General features: G+C 37.9%; 25 protein-coding genes. 10 read left to right on the forward strand and 15 right to left on the reverse strand.

The features are described from left to right. Positions 1–347 precede the first annotated feature (347 nt). Complete coding sequence (locus H6F45_RS08505; protein WP_190346946.1) at positions 348–4334, forward strand: magnesium chelatase subunit H; 3987 nt, start codon at positions 348–350, stop codon at positions 4332–4334. 85 nt (positions 4335–4419) lie between these two features. Here H6F45_RS08505 and H6F45_RS08510 read toward each other — a convergent pair whose 3' ends face one another. Both H6F45_RS08510 and H6F45_RS08515 read right to left on the reverse strand, forming a co-directional pair. After that, positions 4420–4620, reverse strand: a complete 201-nt coding sequence (locus H6F45_RS08510) for a hypothetical protein (RefSeq protein ID WP_137668303.1) — start codon at positions 4618–4620, stop codon at positions 4420–4422. A 183-nt stretch (positions 4621–4803) separates the two neighbouring features. Continuing rightward, positions 4804–4986, reverse strand: a complete 183-nt coding sequence (locus tag H6F45_RS08515) for a hypothetical protein (protein WP_137668302.1) — start codon at positions 4984–4986, stop codon at positions 4804–4806. Positions 4987–5001: 15 nt separating this feature from the next. Between H6F45_RS08515 and H6F45_RS08520 the strand changes: the two genes are divergently transcribed. The 4 genes from H6F45_RS08520 to H6F45_RS08535 all read left to right on the forward strand — a co-directional run bounded on the left by H6F45_RS08520 (position 5002) and on the right by H6F45_RS08535 (position 6959). Then, positions 5002–5280 carry a type II toxin-antitoxin system RelE/ParE family toxin gene (locus tag H6F45_RS08520; RefSeq protein ID WP_096566385.1) on the forward strand — a complete coding sequence of 93 codons (279 nt, stop codon included), beginning with the start codon at positions 5002–5004 and terminating at the stop codon, positions 5278–5280. Between the two features lie 74 nt (positions 5281–5354). After that, positions 5355–5666 (forward strand): HigA family addiction module antitoxin, encoded by a 312-nt coding sequence (locus tag H6F45_RS08525; RefSeq protein WP_096566387.1) that lies wholly within the window; start codon positions 5355–5357, stop codon positions 5664–5666. Positions 5667–5673: 7 nt separating this feature from the next. After that, on the forward strand, positions 5674–6249 hold the full coding sequence (locus tag H6F45_RS08530; RefSeq protein ID WP_190346947.1) for a Uma2 family endonuclease: 576 nt from the start codon (positions 5674–5676) through the stop codon (positions 6247–6249). 41 nt (positions 6250–6290) lie between these two features. After that, positions 6291–6959 carry a hypothetical protein gene (locus tag H6F45_RS08535; protein ID WP_190346948.1) on the forward strand — a complete coding sequence of 223 codons (669 nt, stop codon included), beginning with the start codon at positions 6291–6293 and terminating at the stop codon, positions 6957–6959. A gap of 250 nt (positions 6960–7209) precedes the next feature. Here H6F45_RS08535 and H6F45_RS08540 read toward each other — a convergent pair whose 3' ends face one another. After that, on the reverse strand, positions 7210–8004 hold the full coding sequence (locus H6F45_RS08540; RefSeq protein ID WP_190346949.1) for a GIY-YIG nuclease family protein: 795 nt from the start codon (positions 8002–8004) through the stop codon (positions 7210–7212). Between the two features lie 85 nt (positions 8005–8089). Between H6F45_RS08540 and H6F45_RS08545 the strand changes: the two genes are divergently transcribed. Beyond that, the gene (locus tag H6F45_RS08545; protein WP_190346950.1) at positions 8090–8308 is read left to right on the forward strand and encodes a hypothetical protein; all 219 of its coding nucleotides are present in this window, start codon (positions 8090–8092) and stop codon (positions 8306–8308) included. A gap of 131 nt (positions 8309–8439) precedes the next feature. Here the strand turns inward: H6F45_RS08545 and H6F45_RS08550 are convergent, their stop codons facing one another. Beyond that, positions 8440–8769: a type II toxin-antitoxin system RelE/ParE family toxin gene (locus H6F45_RS08550; RefSeq protein ID WP_137666900.1), complete on the reverse strand. Its 330-nt coding sequence runs from the start codon at positions 8767–8769 to the stop codon at positions 8440–8442. Between the two features lie 8 nt (positions 8770–8777). Further along, entirely contained in the window at positions 8778–9017 is a 240-nt protein-coding gene (locus tag H6F45_RS08555) for a type II toxin-antitoxin system ParD family antitoxin (protein ID WP_137666899.1), read from the reverse strand. A 105-nt stretch (positions 9018–9122) separates the two neighbouring features. Here H6F45_RS08555 and H6F45_RS26965 point away from each other — a divergent pair, with 105 nt between their 5' ends. Continuing rightward, positions 9123–9248: a hypothetical protein gene (locus H6F45_RS26965; protein WP_277876967.1), complete on the forward strand. Its 126-nt coding sequence runs from the start codon at positions 9123–9125 to the stop codon at positions 9246–9248. Between the two features lie 44 nt (positions 9249–9292). On the opposite strand, the gene H6F45_RS08560 is transcribed toward H6F45_RS26965, so the two are convergent. The 5 genes from H6F45_RS08560 to H6F45_RS08575 form a co-directional block, all read right to left on the reverse strand. Next, a complete protein-coding gene (locus H6F45_RS08560) occupies positions 9293–9493 on the reverse strand; it encodes a hypothetical protein (protein ID WP_096566407.1) in 201 nt (66 codons plus the stop codon). Beyond that, the gene (locus tag H6F45_RS08565; protein ID WP_096566409.1) at positions 9490–9789 is read right to left on the reverse strand and encodes a BrnT family toxin; all 300 of its coding nucleotides are present in this window, start codon (positions 9787–9789) and stop codon (positions 9490–9492) included. The genes H6F45_RS08560 and H6F45_RS08565 overlap by 4 nt, the downstream gene beginning before the upstream one ends. A gap of 121 nt (positions 9790–9910) precedes the next feature. Next, the gene (locus tag H6F45_RS26970) at positions 9911–10045 is read right to left on the reverse strand and encodes a hypothetical protein (RefSeq protein WP_268932417.1); all 135 of its coding nucleotides are present in this window, start codon (positions 10043–10045) and stop codon (positions 9911–9913) included. A gap of 17 nt (positions 10046–10062) precedes the next feature. Further along, the gene (locus H6F45_RS08570) at positions 10063–10383 is read right to left on the reverse strand and encodes a type II toxin-antitoxin system RelE/ParE family toxin (protein WP_137666898.1); all 321 of its coding nucleotides are present in this window, start codon (positions 10381–10383) and stop codon (positions 10063–10065) included. Positions 10384–10385: 2 nt separating this feature from the next. Beyond that, the gene (locus tag H6F45_RS08575; RefSeq protein ID WP_137666897.1) at positions 10386–10637 is read right to left on the reverse strand and encodes a type II toxin-antitoxin system ParD family antitoxin; all 252 of its coding nucleotides are present in this window, start codon (positions 10635–10637) and stop codon (positions 10386–10388) included. Positions 10638–10961: 324 nt separating this feature from the next. Here H6F45_RS08575 and H6F45_RS08580 point away from each other — a divergent pair, with 324 nt between their 5' ends. Further along, the gene (locus H6F45_RS08580) at positions 10962–11228 is read left to right on the forward strand and encodes a type II toxin-antitoxin system HicA family toxin (protein ID WP_190346951.1); all 267 of its coding nucleotides are present in this window, start codon (positions 10962–10964) and stop codon (positions 11226–11228) included. Next, the gene (locus H6F45_RS08585) at positions 11212–11424 is read left to right on the forward strand and encodes a type II toxin-antitoxin system HicB family antitoxin (protein WP_137666895.1); all 213 of its coding nucleotides are present in this window, start codon (positions 11212–11214) and stop codon (positions 11422–11424) included. The genes H6F45_RS08580 and H6F45_RS08585 overlap by 17 nt, the downstream gene beginning before the upstream one ends. 112 nt (positions 11425–11536) lie before the next feature. Here the strand turns inward: H6F45_RS08585 and H6F45_RS08590 are convergent, their stop codons facing one another. The 3 genes from H6F45_RS08590 to H6F45_RS08600 all read right to left on the reverse strand — a co-directional run bounded on the left by H6F45_RS08590 (position 11537) and on the right by H6F45_RS08600 (position 12500). After that, positions 11537–11911: a PIN domain nuclease gene (locus H6F45_RS08590; RefSeq protein WP_242052572.1), complete on the reverse strand. Its 375-nt coding sequence runs from the start codon at positions 11909–11911 to the stop codon at positions 11537–11539. Next, complete coding sequence (locus tag H6F45_RS08595) at positions 11899–12120, reverse strand: hypothetical protein (protein WP_137666893.1); 222 nt, start codon at positions 12118–12120, stop codon at positions 11899–11901. Before H6F45_RS08595 ends, H6F45_RS08590 begins: the two co-directional genes overlap by 13 nt. A gap of 71 nt (positions 12121–12191) precedes the next feature. Further along, positions 12192–12500, reverse strand: coding sequence for a hypothetical protein (locus tag H6F45_RS08600; RefSeq protein WP_242052573.1), 309 nt, complete (start codon positions 12498–12500; stop codon positions 12192–12194). Between the two features lie 112 nt (positions 12501–12612). On the opposite strand from H6F45_RS08600, the gene H6F45_RS08605 reads away from it, so the two are divergent. Beyond that, positions 12613–13782, forward strand: coding sequence for a DNA (cytosine-5-)-methyltransferase (locus tag H6F45_RS08605; protein WP_190346952.1), 1170 nt, complete (start codon positions 12613–12615; stop codon positions 13780–13782). A 447-nt stretch (positions 13783–14229) separates the two neighbouring features. Here H6F45_RS08605 and glmS read toward each other — a convergent pair whose 3' ends face one another. Together glmS and psaC are read right to left on the reverse strand one after the other, a co-directional pair. Next, the gene (glmS, locus tag H6F45_RS08610) at positions 14230–16107 is read right to left on the reverse strand and encodes a glutamine--fructose-6-phosphate transaminase (isomerizing) (RefSeq protein WP_190346953.1); all 1878 of its coding nucleotides are present in this window, start codon (positions 16105–16107) and stop codon (positions 14230–14232) included. Between the two features lie 268 nt (positions 16108–16375). Further along, complete coding sequence (psaC, locus tag H6F45_RS08615) at positions 16376–16621, reverse strand: photosystem I iron-sulfur center protein PsaC (RefSeq protein ID WP_010997613.1); 246 nt, start codon at positions 16619–16621, stop codon at positions 16376–16378. Positions 16622–16895 lie beyond the last annotated feature (274 nt).

Here is a 16895-nt window from a genome sequence, read left to right on the forward strand (position 1 = left end):
ATTAATTTAATTTTTTTTATATAGATTATTTAACAGAGAAAATAACGATGTACACAAAAACTCTCTTACCTCTGTGGTTCATTCCTATACCAACTACATAATCATTCAACAACCATATAGTTAAATAACCAACTATTTATGTAAATAGAAATTACAAACATCTGAGAAAACCTTGCTAAATTGTTAAGATTTATCAATAATGATTACGTTTTTTATATCATTTTGTTTCAGTTCAGGGAGAAAACCCCCACTGACACAGAGTTTTCTGGTACAAAACTCTTAATTGCCGAAGAAAATGGAAGAAATGAACTTCCAGTAGAGAACACGCCTCAAAGGAGCTTATCTGAATGTTCACCCAGGTCAAGTCCACAATTAGACATATTGCACCTGACGACCTACGCGGACGCAATCTGATTAAAGTCGTTTATGTTGTGCTTGAGTCTCAATATCAAAGTTCTTTATCTCAAGCAGTACGGGAAATTAACGCCAACCATCCCAGCGTGGCCATTGAAATTAGTGGTTACTTAATTGAGGAACTGCGCGACTCGGAAAACTATGAAGATTTTAAACGCGATATAGCTAGTGCTAATATATTCATCGCTTCCCTGATATTTATTGAAGACTTAGCGCAGAAACTCGTCGCAGCAGTCGAACCCCACCGGGATAACTTCGATGTAGCGGTTGTGTTCCCCTCCATGCCTGAAGTTATGCGCCTTAACAAAATGGGTAGCTTCTCCTTGGCACAGTTGGGACAATCTAAGAGCGTTATTGCCAACTTCATGAAGAAGCGTAAAGAGAAATCTGGCGCTGGTTTCCAAGATGGAATGTTAAAGCTCTTGCGTACCCTTCCCCAAGTGCTGAAATTCCTCCCCATTGAAAAAGCGCAAGATGCGCGTAACTTCATGCTGAGTTTTCAGTATTGGTTAGGTGGTTCAGCAGAAAACCTGGAAAACTTCCTGCTAATGCTGGCTGATAAATACGTCTTAAAAGGGGAAGATAAACAAAAACTAGCTGCTGCTGAATATCAAGCACCAGTAGTTTATCCCGACATGGGTATTTGGCATCCTTTAGCGCCAAATATGTTTGAAGATGTACGAGAATATCTAAACTGGTATTCTGTCCGCAGAGACATTTCTCGAAATATCAAAGATCCCCTCGCACCATGTGTAGGTTTGGTTTTACAACGAACTCACCTAGTTACTGGAGATGATGCACATTATGTAGCAATTGTCCAGGAATTAGAATCATTAGGTGCAAAAGTTCTCCCTGTGTTTGCTGGTGGTTTGGATTTCTCTAAACCTGTAGATGCTTATTTCTACGAACCTACAACCAGATTACCCTTAGTTGATGCGGTTGTTTCCTTAACCGGTTTTGCTTTAGTGGGTGGACCTGCAAGACAAGACCATCCCAAAGCTATTGAAGCATTAAAAAAATTAAACCGTCCTTACATGGTAGCCTTGCCTTTGGTGTTCCAAACCACCGAAGAATGGTTAGATAGCGATTTGGGGTTACATCCTATTCAAGTGGCTTTACAGATTGCTATACCTGAACTAGATGGAGCAATTGAGCCTATTATCCTATCCGGTAAAGATGGGGCAACAGGTAGAGCGATCGCCCTCCAAGACCGGGTAGAAATTGTTGCTCAACGTGCCTTAAAATGGGCTAGTCTGCGTCGCAAACCCAAATTAATCAAAAAAGTCGCCATCACCGTTTTCAGCTTCCCCCCCGATAAAGGAAACGTGGGAACTGCGGCATATTTAGACGTATTTGGTTCTATCCATGAAGTTCTCAAAGGACTGAGAAACAACGGTTACGATGTGCGGGACATCCCGGAAACCGCCCAAGAGTTGATGGAACAAGTCATCCACGACGCACAAGCACAGTACGCAAGTCCTGAACTCAACATTGCTTACAAAATGTCAGTCCCCGAATATGAAGCACTGACACCGTACTCCCAACGCTTAGAAGAAAACTGGGGTCCACCACCAGGAAACTTAAACAGTGATGGACAAAACTTGCTCGTATACGGTAAGCATTTTGGTAACGTCTTCATCGGTGTGCAACCCACCTTCGGCTATGAAGGCGACCCCATGCGCTTATTATTCTCCCGTTCCGCTAGTCCTCATCATGGCTTCGCCGCTTTCTATACTTATTTAGAAAGAATTTGGGGTGCTGATGCCGTTTTACATTTTGGTACACACGGCTCATTAGAGTTTATGCCTGGTAAACAGATGGGGATGTCTGGAGATTGTTACCCAGATCAATTAATTGGCACAATTCCCAACCTGTATTATTACGCAGCGAATAACCCCAGTGAAGCGACTATTGCTAAACGTCGCAGTTATGCAGAAACAATTTCTTACTTAACTCCACCTGCGGAAAATGCTGGTTTATACAAAGGTTTGAAAGAACTCAGTGAGTTAATTGGTTCTTACCAAACTTTGAAAGACAGCGGCCGGGGAGTTTCCATTGTGAATGCGATCGTTGACAAATGCCGCATTGTTAACTTAGATAAAGATATTGACCTGCCAGAAACCGACGCAAAAGATATGTCCTCTGAAGAACGGGATAATATCGTCGGGATTGTTTATCGCAAGTTGATGGAAATTGAATCTCGCTTATTACCTTGCGGTTTGCATATCATCGGTAAACCACCTTCTGCGGAAGAGGCGATCGCCACTTTAGTGAATATTGCGAGTCTAGATCGGCAAGAAGACGGTATACTTGGTTTACCCTCCATCATTGCTAACAGCTTAGGCCGCAACATTGAAGAAATCTACCGCAACAGCGACAAAGGCATTTTAGCCGATGTGCAATTATTACAAGACATTACAATGGCTACCCGTGCGGCTGTAGCGGCTTTAGTACAAGAACAAATTGATGCAGAAGGTCGAGTTTCCTTAGTATCCAAGTTGAACTTCTTTAACATGGGTAAAAAAGAACCTTGGGTAGAATCGCTGTATCAGTCAGGTTTTAATAACGTAGATACATCTGCATTAAAACCCTTGTTTGAGTATTTGGAATTTTGCTTAAAACAAGTATGTGCAGATAACGAACTTGGCGGTTTATTGCAAGGTTTAGAAGGTGAATATATTTTACCCGGACCCGGTGGCGACCCCATCCGTAATCCTGATGTATTGCCCACAGGTAAAAATATACACGCTTTAGATCCCCAATCTATTCCTACCACTGCGGCGGTACAATCGGCGAAAATTGTCGTTGATAGGTTGTTAGAACGCAATAAGACTGAAAATGGTGGAAACTGGCCGGAAACCATCGCCTGTGTCCTCTGGGGTACAGATAACATCAAAACCTATGGCGAATCCCTCGCCCAAATTATGTGGATGGTGGGAGTGCGTCCTGTTCCCGATTCTTTAGGACGGGTGAACAAGTTGGAATTGATACCCTTAGAAGAATTGGGTCGTCCTAGAATTGACGTAGTAATTAACTGTTCTGGTGTCTTCCGTGATCTGTTCATTAACCAGATGAACTTACTGGACCAAGGTGTAAAAATGGCTGCTGAAGCTGATGAACCCTTGGAAATGAACTTTGTGCGGAAACACGCACTGCAACAAGCAGAGGAAATGGGAATAAATCTGCGTCAAGCTGCAACCCGTGTTTTCTCTAATGCTTCTGGTTCTTATTCTTCTAATATCAACTTAGCGGTGGAGAATAGCACTTGGGATAGTGAAGCAGAGTTGCAAGAAATGTATTTGAAACGCAAATCTTTCTCTTTCAATTCTGATAACCCTGGGGTAATGGATGAGTCACGGCAGATTTTTGAAACTACTTTGAAAACTGCTGATGCAACTTTCCAAAATCTTGATTCTTCGGAAATCAGTTTAACTGATGTTTCCCATTATTTCGACTCTGACCCAACAAAATTAGTTGCAAGTCTGCGTACAGATGGTAAGAAACCTGCATCTTACATTGCAGATACAACTACCGCGAATGCACAGGTAAGAAGTTTATCGGAAACTGTGCGTTTGGATGCGCGGACGAAGTTGTTAAACCCCAAATGGTATGAGGGGATGTTGTCTCACGGTTATGAAGGTGTGCGGGAACTTTCTAAGCGGTTGGTAAATACTACTGGTTGGAGTGCTACTGCTGGTGCTGTAGATAACTGGGTTTATGAGGAGACAAATGAGACGTTTATTAAAGACGAGGAAATGCAGAAACGTCTGATGAATTTGAATCCTCATTCTTTCCGCAAGATTGTTTCTACTTTGTTGGAAGTCAATGGTCGCGGTTATTGGGAGACAAGTGAGGAGAATTTAGATCGGTTGAGGGAGTTGTATCAGGAGGTGGAAAATCGGATTGAAGGTATAGAATAATCATCATCTGATGTTGTAAAGACGTTGCCTTAATTTTGTAGAGACGTTACATGGAACGTCTCTACAAGTTATCATTAGGCATCCTTTATTTTTTGAACAAAAGTCCAATCAGAGATACTGGTACAACAACTATTCCCCATAAAATAAATATAAAAACTATACCCAGTCCACTACCAGCAGCGTAAGCATCACTGCTTGAGATCATATTTGTGTCTAGTCCACCAACTCCTGCAAAAAGGCAGTAACCACAGAATATAGTCCACAGAATAACAATGCCTCGAATCATAATTTTCTCCTTAAGCCGTTTCTAATTGCTTTTTGATTTGATTACTCAGTAATTTAGCATATAATATGCAATATGCAACAAGTCTAGGTAATGTAATCGCTTGTTTGGGGATGTGAGGAATGCGATCGCTGTTTTGGGGTTTGGAGGGGGTGCGATCGCGTTTAGGGATGTGCAGGAAGCGCGTTAGCGGTAGCTTACCGAAGGTATCGCTTTTTGGGGTTTGAGGATGTGCGATCGTTGTTTGGAGGATGTAGGGAGAGCGATCGCTTTTTGGGGGATGTGGAGGTGCGATCGTTGTTTTGGGAATTTGGGGAGTGCGATCGCGTAACTGTAGGTAGAAATTTTGTATAATTCACATAATGACATAAAATTCAAAGATAAATGATTCAAACATTTAAAAATAAGTCTTTAGAAAATCTGTTTAAAGAAAATTTTAATAAAGGAGTTCCCGCAAACCTAGAAAAGAAAATTAGAATTAGATTAGAAGTTATAGACTCAGCTTTAATTGTAGATGATATTAGATTACCAGGATATGATTTACATGAATTAAAAGGAGATAGAAAAGGAACTTGGTCAATTAAGGTATCAGGAAACTGGCGAATAACTTTTAAATTTGAAGATGGTGATGCTTATGATGTCAATTTAGAAGATTACCATTAATGTTGTGTTAAGATAGTAGTAAATAGTTGAAAACTGTTAAATAAATTTCACCAAGCTATTAAGGAGTATTAATTATGAATAATTGGCAAAATATTACTGAAGATAGATTAGCAAGACCAATACATCCAGGTGAAGTAATTGCAGATATTTTAGATGATTTAGAAGTTAATTATCACGATTTTGCCGAAGTTTTAGGAATATCTCATCAAACAATTCAGGAAATTATTAATGGTGAAAAATCCATTACTGTAGATATTGCCATTCGTTTGGGTAAAGCGTTAGGAAATGGACCGAGATTGTGGTTAAATCTTCAGCAAAAGGTGGATGTTTGGGATGCTTTGCAAAGTCATCAGGAAGAATATAATAAAGTTATGACTTTGGTGTAGAAGAAATATGGATTTTATCACTCTGTATCTACCTCCATCAATTCAAATAACTGATGATCAATTCTTTGAATTATGTCAAATCAATGAATTAATCAAAATTGAACGTAATGCAGATGTTAGTCTGATATTAAAACCTTTATTGGGTGGTATAACTAGCAATATTAATGCTGGTTTAACTGCTCAATTAGCAAATTGGAAAGATGACAAATCACAAGGTGTAGTTTTTGGTTCTGATGTCGGTTTCATTTTACCAAATGGTGCTATTTATTCTCCTAGTGCTGCTTGGATTAAATTAGAAAGATGGGATGCTTTAAGTGATGAGGAAAAACAAAAGTTTCCTCCTATTTGTCCTGATTTTGTAATTGAGTTACTTTCTCCTAGTGATAGTTTGAAGACTACACAGGAAAAGATGAGGGAATATATTGACAATGGTGTGCATTTAGGTATATTAATTAATCGTAAGTCTCGTCAGGTGGAAATTTATAAACGTGGTAAAAAGGTTGAAGTTTTGGATTCTCCTGCTACAGTTTCGGGGGAAGATGTTTTAAAGGGTTTTGTTTTGAATTTGTGGATGATTTGGTAGTTTATTAATATAGACAATAATTCAACCTACATATTATGAATATGAATAGAAAAGATAGTAAAAACATTCATGAAATTCTATTGGAAGCTATACAAAAATCAGAAGTAGTAGACAATTTAAAAGATTTCGCTGAAATAGGGATAGACGAACTATTAGACGATGGTATCCTCAAAGATATTCCTGTTATTAGTCCATTGTACTCAATAATTAAATTAAATTCGACTGTACGAGATATAACATTTATCAAAAAAATTGTTAGTTTTTATTTAGAAATAGGATATGTAGATGATAAATTTAAGGAGAAATTTATGGTTAAGTATAAATGCGATCCTCAATATAGAAAAAAGGTAGGAGAATACATAATCAATGCTTTAGATAGGTTTGATCAAATAAATAAAGCTGAGGCATTTGGAAAAATATTTGCCGCATATATTAAAAATGAAATTAAATATAACGAATTAACACAATACTCATACGCATTAGATAAAATAGATTTCTTTAACATCCATATTCTTAAAAATTTTTATTTATCACAAATGTCTCCAGATCAAACATCATTTTTACAAAATTTTGTTTTTGCAGGTTTAGTATCAATAGATTTTGGAAATCATTTAATGAATCACAGTTGGTTTTCAGAATTTACACCACAAACAGGGTTTAGTAAAAATGAGTTTGGAGAAAAGTTTTTAAAAATTTTAGAATTAATTTAACCTATATAAATTAAATCACCATAATACTAATTAATTATCTATCCTAAGAGGTAGAAATAAAATTAAATATCATATACACTAATCTAGCTTGATTATTGTGAAAAATACTCATGTTTAATCTTTGATTACAAGGAACTTTCTAAGTTTAGCTTTTTCAACAAGCAACTAGAAAACCTATATTTTTGGCTATTTATTCCTTGTATTTCAGTAGATTAAACCCTAGTTATAAATTATGATATTTTTCATAATTTCAGGGCTGTAAAGGATTCTGAGAAAAATCGGTAACACCACAATAATCACTATAACGATGTTTGATTAAATACTGTCCACTACTCAGAGGTGTTGATAATCTATTAGGTTTTAATCCACGTCCTTCAATTTCACCAAGTTTGAAATTAGTTCCTTGAAATTGAAAGTTTTGATCAATTTTGAGTAGACAATTACGTACTTCTTGTAGTCTTCTTCTCCGTTCACTAAGATTTAAAATGGGTTCCTTCAAATCTTCAGATAGTTCAATCAATTCTCCCTTGGTTAGAGAGTTCATACATGAAAGAGCAGACATCCATAAAACTTTTTCAATTACTTCCGATGGTGATACATCAAACCATTCTTCACCTAAAGCATAAGGACGTTCATATCGACTAAATAACTTGTGAACTGCATCTTCAACAAAAGAAGCGTTGGGAACGGTAACTATAAACAAAAGTTGTGGATACTCTGGCAATTGTTGATCCCAAATTCTTTTTCGTACTGGTTCTGCTTGCTCAGTCATACCAATTTTGACTGGTAGCTGATTCCGTTGTTTATGAAAACGTACATCTTGAGGATGTGCATACCCATAAATAACTCCTTGATGGCCAAAATCAACGCACACAGAACCCTTTAGATTCCGTTCTAATTTTATATGTGACCTCTCTGTAAAAAATGTTTCTGGTAATATATCCATCAAGTAATTGTAATCAAAGTTATCTTGAAGAAGTCTATCTAATTGAATAGAATGTACGCCTTGTTGAGCAAATTTTTGAAGTTGTCCGTATAAATTCATGATTATCTTTATTTAAGTCGAAATTTCACTCAAAATTATACCATTGCAATTGTATAGATTATGTAAGCAAATCAGAGTAATAGAATTGTTTTTTGTAAATCGTGATACAAAAAGTGTATGGGGTGCGATCGCTCTGTGGGATGTGTGGATGTGCGATCGCTTTTTGGGGATGTTGGGGGTGCGATCGCTGTTTGGAGTTTTGGGGAAGTGCGATCGCTGTTTGGGGGATGTGGAAGGTGCGATCGCTGTTTTGAGGTTTGAGGAAGTGCGATCGCTCTGTAGGGATGTGGAGGGAGTGCGTTAGCGAAGCTTACCGAAGGTATCGCTTTTTGGGGATGTGGGGAGTGCGTTAGCGAAGCTTACCGAAGGTATCGCTATTTGGGGGTTTGGGAGTGCGATCGCTCTGTAGGGATGTGTGGGGATGCGATCAAAAAACTAAACTTCGTCATCTAAGAATGGCAATAAGTCCTCTAAATCTCTCGCCCCATGTAAAACCCGTAGAACCTCCACCCGTTCCTCTTGAACTTTATAAAAAATCAAATAGTCCTGAAAATTCTTAATCCGCCACTGGCGAATTGTTCCCATATCAGGCAAAGATAACACAACCTTACCCATATTGGGAGTTATCGCCAATTGAGCAAAAGCATACTCAACAAATTCCAAAAACTTCTCTGCTGATTCCCGATTACCGTTCACCAAAATATAATTTGCTTGTTGTCTGATATCCTGAGTAGCACGATTGCGAACAATTACCTGAAAAGCCATACTCACTACTACCCTGCACCAAAGATTGATCGGCGCAAATCCCGCCAATATTCAGGAGTTACAGGTTCTGCTTCTGAGTCCAAACCTTCTTGCAACAAACTAGCTAATTTTGCTTGAGCATCCTTACGCCGTTTATCTTGCTGCAATAACATCAAAAAATAGTCCGCTACAGTATCATAATTGCCAGATTGAAGTTGAATCTCAAGATAAGACTCCAGTTCTTTTGGTATTGGAAAACTCACATTCATAAGTGTCTAATATGAATAAAATTTTATTAGTATCTTATCATTTTTTGGTGGTGGGGGGAGTGCGATTGGCTTCGCCAGTGCCGTAGGCGATCGCTGTTTTAGGATGTGGGAGTGCGATCGCGTTTTGGGGATGTTGGGGGTGCGATCGCGTTTAGGGATGTAGAGAAGTGCGATCGCTGTTTTGGGTTTGGGGGGTGCGTTAGCGAAGCTTACCGAAGGTATCGCGTTTAAGGGATGTGGGAATGCGTTAGTAAAGCTTACCGAAGGTATCGCTATTACTGAATACTTTCAATTAATTTAATATTATTTCTCAACCATTCATTGACTAAAATTTGCACATCAATATTTTTTTCTTGAGCGATTTTTTTGAAAAAATTATCAACATCTGGTTCAAGGTAAATTGGATAATGAAACGTTGCATCAGGGTGATAAAACTTACCTTGTTCAGCTTCTGAAAAATCATATTCTGCTTTCATAGTTTTCTTCCTTGGTAATATTGCTGTTCATTAAAAGTTGCTTTTCGTGCTGAAATGATACGAATCAAACATGAATCTTCATCTGTTTGTTCAAAAGTATGAATAACAACCCTTAAAATACCCGTTTCATCTAAACCTATAGTAATCCATCTGTCTTCATAATCACTATGTTCCTCATCATATAAACTTAATTGATATTGATCACGAAAAACAGTTGATGCCAACCGAAAATTGAGTTGATGTTTACGAATATTTTGTTTTTCTTTGGCTGGATTCCAATCAAAATTATAACGCAAATTTATAAATTACAAAGGATTGAATAAGTTTACACCATGATTATATCATAATTTTATACTTTGACAGCGTTAGTGGTGGCTTACTATAGGTATCGCTGTTTGGGAGTTTGGGGAAAGTGCGTTAGCGGTAGCTTACCGAAGGTATCGCTGTTTTGAAGTTTGGTGATGTGCGATCGCTTTTGGGAATGTGTAGGGGATGCGATCGCTGTTTGGAGATGTGAGGATGAGCGTTAGCGAAGCTTACCGAAGGTATCACCTATTTGATAAACATAACTATTCTTCTTCTGCTAATATCTGTGAAATATCCCGTGCAGCATAAATTAACCGGACAATTTCAATACATTCATCCCCTTGCAAATAAAAAATTAGATATTTTTCAAATCCTTTAACCTGCCACTTTCGCAAACCCACTAAACGAGGATTTCCAATATCATAAACACTACCAATACCCGGTAGTTGTGCTATTTGTGAAAAAGTCTGCCTAGTAGCATCAAAAAAACTCAATGCTGCATCGAAATTGCTCTGTGCAATGTAAGCAAACTGTTCATCTAGATCAGCACTAGCCTTTGGTCTAATTATAATTCGCCTAGTCATTGTTATGATTTGCGAATTTTTTCAATCAGTTGGGAGCGTTTTTGTTCCCACCATTCATCTGTAATTTCTATTCCTTCACCGCTATCTAATCCTTCCAATAATAACTTTTCTATTCTTGATTGTTGGACTCTTTCTAAGTCTTGACGAATCAAATGTCTAATGTATTCGCTGGTTGTACTGTAGCCACCTTTTTCAACCTGTTCGTTGATAAAATCCCGCATAGAATCGGGAAGAGAAATATTTACTGTAGTCATAATTAACAAGTGTTGATTTTTCTGACTATTTTATTATGGCAAATATTGTCAATTTTTGTCAAACAGTCTGCACACTGATCGCTTGTTGAGGGTGTTGTAGGTGCAAGATATGAGTTTAGGGATGTAGAGGAAGTGCGATCGCTGTTTTGGGTTTTGGAGGGAGTGCGTTAGCGAAGCTTACCGAAGGTATCGCGTTTTGGGAGTGTTTGGGATGCGATCGCTGTTTTGCGGATGTAGAGAAGTGCGATCGCGTTTAGGGATGTAGAGAAGTGCGATCGCCGAAATCGTTTATTATAGAGATTTGAACCAATAAAATCATAACTTGTGAGTCAACAAGACAAGCTATTAGCTAAAATTTTATCAGGCGCATCTGATACAAATATATCCTTTGAGCAACTGTGTCAACTATTAATCAAATTAGGATTTGATGAAAGAATTCGTGGAAGTCACCACATTTTTACAAAAGAAGGAGTTGAAGAAATCTTGAATCTCCAACCCAAACAAGGAAAAGCCAAAACATATCAAATTAAACAAGTCCGTGAAGTTTTACTCAAATATCAGCTAGGAGGTCAAGATGACTCTACGGTATGAAATTATTATTTATTGGAGTGAAGAAGACCAAGCATTTATCGCAGAAGTTCCAGATTTACCGGGATGCGCTGCTGATGGAAAAACTTATCAAGAAGCACTGCAAAATATAGAAATTATTATGCATGAATGGATAGAAACTGCTCAAGAGTTAGGTCGAAAAATTCCTGAACCTACACAGCGTTTAATGTCTGCTTAATTGAGGATGTAGGGAGTGCGATCGCTGCATTTAATTAACAATAATTAACTCATCAATTGATTTAAAACCAACACAGTTAACCCTGGTAAAGAAGGTAAACGTATATCATTTGTCAAGAAAAAAGACGCACCACCATAAATAGCAGTGGCCATTTGAATAGCACCGGTGTTCTTAAATTGTAATCTGCTCTTAATTTAGCTGCATTTTCAGCGATATCTGGTAAAACTTCAATAGTTGTTAAACCTTGAGAATTGAAAAGAATATCACGATATTGTTGAGCTAATATTGTATTTCCCGGACGTAAAGGATAAACTAAAACTTCTGATACAGTTAAAACCGACGTGACAACACTAAACTCACCTCTATACATTGCTGTGAAAAAAGCATCTGTAACTTCTAAATAGCTAGGATTTTCTTCTATAAAATAAATTAGCGGTGCAGTATCTAAACCTATAATTTTATCCTGTAATTCATTTAACCATTCCATGAATCACGCTCCTGATTGACATATTCCTGAGCGTCAATATTTTCCCAAGTTTCTTTACCTAAACCACGTAACTCTAAAATACTACGCTTTGGCTTTGGTGTCATTTTCCATTGTTGACGAATTAAGATAGATAAATCTTCAACTAATTTAAGCTGTTCTTCAGAAGTCAGATTTTTAGCTTGTTCTAACAATTCTTGATAATTAGACATAAATTTTTTCGCTTGTTTTCTACCTTAATTTCACTATACTCTCAATATCAGCAATAGCAGTAGGTGAAATCTCAATCCGGTATGGCATATTTTTCCTTAAATTCTGCAAATGCTTGATTTAAGGGCATACCTTCGCCTTGTTCAAACTCATTTATACTTTGACGTATTTTAGCAACAGATTCTAATAATTCCAGTCTATCAATCAGTTTTTGATAACTTTCAGCATCTTGAACCACAGCAGCAGCTTTAGCAACTAAACCCGACGCAGTGATATTTTGATCGCACGTCAACAACTGTACAATTTCACCTTTACTAGCTAAAACTAACGCAGTTGCTGCAATTTGTCTATCGTGCATTTCATTAGTTGAATATAAGCTCATAGTCATTTCAATAACAATCGCTATTATTAGATGTAAAAGATGTAACCAATCATCAATATTGCATATTCAAGGAGTATATAATTAGTGATATTAACAATTGGGAGCAACAACCGTGATAGATGGTAAAGCTATTTCTATTTCATTATTTACAGGTGCTTATGGTCTAGATTTAGGATTAGAAGAAGCAGGTTTTCATACTGTAACTGTAGTAGAAAAAGATCGTGATGCTGTTAAAACAATAGCTCTTAATCGTCCATTCCTCCAAGAAAGTGCAATTTCCAGAGAAATACAAAACGTCACCTCTCAACAATTATTAGAAGAAGGGGGAAGAGTTTTAAATTTAGGACGTGCTTTACAACCACAAGAAGTTGATTTAGTTACAGGTGGTCCACCATGTCAACCATTTAGTACCGCAGGAAAAAGAGGTTCAGTAATAGACCCTCGCGGTAGTTTATTTATGGACTTTATTCGCATTGTTAAAGAAGTCCAACCTCGTTTTTTCTTAATGGAAAATGTTAAAGGTTTGCTTTCTGCTCCCCTGCGTCATCGGCCAATTAATCAACGGGGAAAAGATTACCCACCTTTAGAAACTGATGAAATGCCTGGTGCTGCTTTAAAAGTAGTATTATCAGAAATGCAAGCAATAGGATATAACATAGTTTATAACCTATTAGAAGCAGCAGATTATGGAGTACCCCAAAATCGAGAGCGTGTCATATTCATTGGTTCTAGAGATGGGGAAACTGCAACATTTCCTATTCCTAAATATTGTAAAAACGGTCAAACTTTACCTAAATGGAGAACATTAAAAAATGCTTTAACTGGTTTAGTTGATGCAGAACCAGAATTTATGTCTTATTCAGAAAATCGTTTAAAGTATTTGAAATTATTAAAAGCTGGACAAAATTGGCGACATTTACCAGAAGATTTAAAAAAAGAAGCTATGGGAGGAGCTTATAATTCTGGAGGGGGAAAAGTCGGTTTTTATAGAAGATTATCCTGGGATAAACCTTCACCAACAATAACCACAAGTCCCCATCAAAAAGCTACAGATATGTGTCATCCTGTAGAATTACGTTGTTTAACAGTGCGGGAGTCTGCAAGGATTCAAACATTTCCTGATGATTGGATTTTTTATGGTTCTGTAAGTTCTAAATATAAACAAATTGGTAATGCAGTTCCTGTATTGCTTGCGAAAGAAATTGGTAGTTATCTCTTTAAGTTAATTCATGGAAACAAATCGAAAGGTAAAGAGATAGCCGAACAATTATCACTTTTTTAAGTAGAGATCAGCAATTTTCTATTTTGTAGCCAATTCAGCAAAAGCTTTATCAATTTTCTACTGGAATTTTATTTGATTGTTGGTGTAAAACCTTAGTCAGTACAAAAATACTATATAATACTGTTTGTAGATGTGGAGGGTGCGATCGCGAAGCGCTGCTGCAAGCAGTTCGCCAATCTCAAATCCCCAAACGGTCAATCTTCGTTGTGTGACAGTTTAGGGTGCGGAAGGTGGGATGTACTACTTGCTAGGCTTTGTTGATCTGTGACAGTTGAGGGTGTGGAATGTGGGTTACATAGCGTTAAAATTTATTCTGTATCCAGTCCCGTCTGCTTCTACTCACAAAAAATTCTCCTTTGGATGATTGATACATACACCCACAGGAGAAATTGTACAACTGTTTTATTTATTTTCCAACTTTTTTATCATCCTACAGCAAAATATCAACTATTCCACCGTTACTGACTTCGCTAAATTCCTCGGTTGATCTACATCTAAACCCTTCCTTGCTGCAATATGATAAGCCAATAATTGTAAAGGAATAACCGTCAAAATAGGCGACAAAATTTCCTCCACATCAGCAACAGGAATTAAATCATTAAAGATTTCCGCAGCTTCTCCATCATTCACAGATGTCACTCCTATTAACCGGGAATCTCTCGCCTTCGCTTCTTGGGCATTAGAAATCACCTTTTCATAGACACTACCAGGCATAGCGATCGCTACTACCGGAACTTTACTATCTAATAATGCGATCGGTCCATGTTTCATCTCTCCTGCTGGATATCCTTCCGCATGAATATAACTAATTTCTTTTAATTTCAAAGCCCCTTCTAAAGCAATAGGAAAATTAATTCCCCTCCCTACAAAAATGAAATCTTTTGTTTCTGTAAACTCATGAACTAACTGTTCAATATATTTTTCCTGAGTTTCTAAAATCGCCTCAATTTCTATCGGTAACTGCCTTAAACCAGCAATAATTTCTGTTAACCTTTCAGAAGAAATTGTTTGCCGACGATAAGCTAAATCTAAAGCTAAACCATAAAACGCCATCAACTGAGCAATAAAAGTTTTCGTCGCCGCAACACCAATTTCAATCCCCCCATGAGTATTAATAATATTACTCACCATTTGCCCCAAAGTGCTTTCCGGGCGGTTGGTAATGCCTAAAAGTCGCGCTTGATACTTAGCTTCTTTTACTTGTCTACGGTCTTTTTCCATACTTAAAGCAGCTAAAGTATCCGCAGTTTCTCCTGATTGAGTCACCCCAATAGTTAAAGTATTAGCAGTCAAAGGTGTAGGTGCATAGCGAAATTCAGAGGCATATTGTACTTGAGTGGGAATTTCTGCCAATTGTTCTAATAAATACTTACCTACCAACGCTGCGTGCCAACTTGTACCACAAGCCACAATTTGAATTTGTTCTAAATCTGCGTAAAATTCCTCTGCTAAATTCAAACTAACAGGAGTTTCCCCACTTCCCGGAAAATAAGCTTCTAAACAAGCTCTAACTACACCCGGTTGCTCATAAATCTCCTTGAGCATGAAGTGTTTAAATCCCTGCTTTTCCACCATAATGGGATTCCAATTCAAAGTGCGGGGATGCTTCTTTAAACGATTTCCAGCAAAGTTGTACACCTCAACCCCCAACGGAGTCAAACGGGCAATTTCCCCATTTTCTAAGGGCAATACAGCGCGGGTATGGGCAACAATTGCCGGCGTGTCCGAAGCACAGAAAAACTCACCTTGTCCAAACCCAATTACTAAAGGCGCTTGCTGACGCACTACAATCAATTCATCAGCGTAGTCAGCAGAAATAACTGCGATCGCATAAGCCCCTTCTAACTTTTGCACCGCTTCCCGCACCGCTTCTAAAAACACAGAAGCCGAATTACTATCTTCAGGAATATGCTTTAAACATTCAGCGATGAGATGGGGAATAACTTCTGTATCTGTATCTGAACGAAATTCATGTCCTAATGCTTTTAAATGTTCCCGCAATTCACGATAATTTTCAATAATTCCATTCTGCACCACCGCTATCCGCAAAGCAGTATCCTGATGGGGATGGGCATTATATTCTTCTGGTTTACCATGAGTTGCCCAACGAGTATGACCAATACCAATTTGAGCCGGGTTTTCTACTTGTTCCAGTTTAGAACGCAAATTTAGTAATTTACCCTTAGCCCGCACGCAATGGATATCACCTTCCCATATCGTAGCAATACCCGCAGAATCATAACCTCTATACTCTAACTTTTCCAGTCCAGATAATAAAATATCCGTTGCTGCTTGAGTGCCTATATATCCAACAATTCCACACATTTTTTATACTACTCCGGTTATTAGTTAACAATTATCAGTTAACAGTTATCACCATAAAGCGGTAATTATATCAAATCAAAAGGCTGGGGACTGGTGACTGGGAACTGGGGAAATATTTATCTTTCTCCTGCCTCCTGAACTCCTAAAAAATATTAAGTGCTGAAAACTGAGAGAAGAAACAAGAATCGTGTTAGTTGATGGGTTTCTTGTTTCTCCCTAGCTCAGTCTTCAGCACTGTTGTACTGAGTATTTTAAAATACCAGCTTTGTTAGTATGCTAGACCCATGCTGCGAGTTGTTTCAGCACCCAAATAAACGCGGATGCTCAAAAAGTCGGTGGGGCAAGCTGTTTCACAGCGTTTGCAGCCTACGCAGTCTTCTGTGCGGGGTGAAGATGCCACTTGAGCAGCTTTACAGCCATCCCAGGGAACCATCTCTAAAACGTCAGTGGGACAAGCGCGGACACATTGGGTGCAGCCGATGCAGGTATCGTAGATTTTTACGGTATGAGACATTGAAAAAACTGCTCCTTTCGAGTTCTCTTCTTTGGGAAGGAATCATAATCAACGCATAGTTTACCGCAGTGCTGGATGGGCTGTAAGTAAAAGGCTACATAACTTCAAACAATTTAATAAGCCCTATGAACATTTTATTTGCCAAAATCGCTGCTATTCAGCTTTAATCAGCAACAGGGGCATCAAGTGTTTACTCTATTGACTGTCTCCAAATATGGCAAATTGTAAAGATGTGTAAATTTCCGAGCAATTTCTCAGGGTTATCTATAGTACC

The sequence above is a fragment of the Sphaerospermopsis sp. FACHB-1194 genome (assembly GCF_014696235.1).
GTDB lineage: Bacteria > Cyanobacteriota > Cyanobacteriia > Cyanobacteriales > Nostocaceae > Sphaerospermopsis > Sphaerospermopsis kisseleviana.